Origin of the sequence: Hymenobacter terrenus (assembly GCF_000972495.1) — a bacterium.
GTDB classification, from domain to species: domain Bacteria; phylum Bacteroidota; class Bacteroidia; order Cytophagales; family Hymenobacteraceae; genus Hymenobacter; species Hymenobacter terrenus.
The window spans coordinates 1-1,348 of record NZ_LATM01000108.1 but is presented as its reverse complement, the minus strand read 5'-3'; the positions used below and the strand labels follow the sequence as shown (position 1 = coordinate 1,348).

Here is a 1,348-nt window from a genome sequence, read left to right as displayed (position 1 = left end):
GTCGGTGGCAGCGGTGGGGGCGTCGTTGCAGTCGGCGCTGGCCTGCGTGCCGATCGTGCCGCCGCTGGCCGTACCGGCCTGGCCGGTACCGGCCCCACCAGTCGCCGCCGGCCGCGGCAGCACCACGATCCGGCCCGCGCTGCCCGCCGTACTACCAAAGGATTGAGTCGGGCCGCCTGCATTAGTGGTGGTACCAGCCGGGCCTCCCGCCGCGGAAGTGCTGGTCAGGGTAACGTTGGTGTAGATGGAGCCGCCGCCCCCACCGCCGCCAGGGCCACGTGGGCCAACGTCGTTGGATGTATTACTGCTTCCAAGACCACCATCTGCATTAGCAGTAACACCACTTACGGGCGAGCCATCCCGGACCGAAAGTAGGACCGTCCCGCCGCCGCCGCCGCCGCCACTGCCGTCGCTGTTGCCAGTACTAGTGAAGGTAGACGTGGGACCAGTTTCACCCGCAGCATTAATGGCTGCCCCGGTAGTACCTGTCAGTCTACCAACTCGCACGATAGTAATGCCTCCGCCCTGTAGTCCGCTACTACCCGCGACGATATCAGTAGAGGGGTTGTTAGCACTAGCTGCGCCACCACCACCGCCCATGATGAGGCGGGCAGAAGTAGGAGTAGCAAAAGCGCTTCCACCAAAAGCTCGCGCCGATGCCGTGTTGTCAGATGGGAAACCACCGAAGCCACCCGCGCCAGCACCCGCGCCGCCGCCGCCGCCGCCATCAACTGCGGAAGCTCCACCACCGGCGTTGGCGGGCGCACCCTTGCCATCGCTGCCACCGGGGTAGCCTTCCACTCCATTGTCTTGTGTGATGGTACTAGTTCTGGGAATGTCTCTGAATGCGGTATAGCGTGGGGTCCCTGCGATGCCTTCCCCCTTAGAGCCAGTAGTAAAAGTCACATCCGAGGTGCGGCGGTAATCAGTCGGTGAATCATCTGTTGCCCCTGGTTTGCTGATAGCCTGCCCGCCCCGAAATCCGCGGCGGCTGGCCGAAATGGCAAATGCGCCCATGTTGAGCCGGCCCGCGACATCCATCGCCACGATGCCGCCTTTGGCGCCGTCCCATTGCAGGGCGCCAATGGTGCCGCCCAGCGTCACGTTGCCGTACTGGGGCACCCGCACCACCTGGAAAGTGCGCTGCCCGGCCGTGGCCGTGGCCGGAGCATTCAAATAGGCATTGACCAGGGGCGCAGCCAGCGTGAGCAGGCCCGTAGTGCTGCTGTAACTCAGCACCCGGGCATACTCGTACGTGCCGGCAATGGCCGTGCTCGTGTACAGATAGCCCGTGGCCGGGTCACCGAAGGTGCCGTCGCCGTAGTTCCCGGTGTTCGACGAATTGATG

Annotated in this window: 1 pseudogene; it reads right to left on the bottom strand. The window is 64.6% G+C overall.

The features are described from left to right. A pseudogene (locus WX88_RS31165) lies at positions 1–1,348 on the bottom strand (hypothetical protein); the annotation flags it as partial.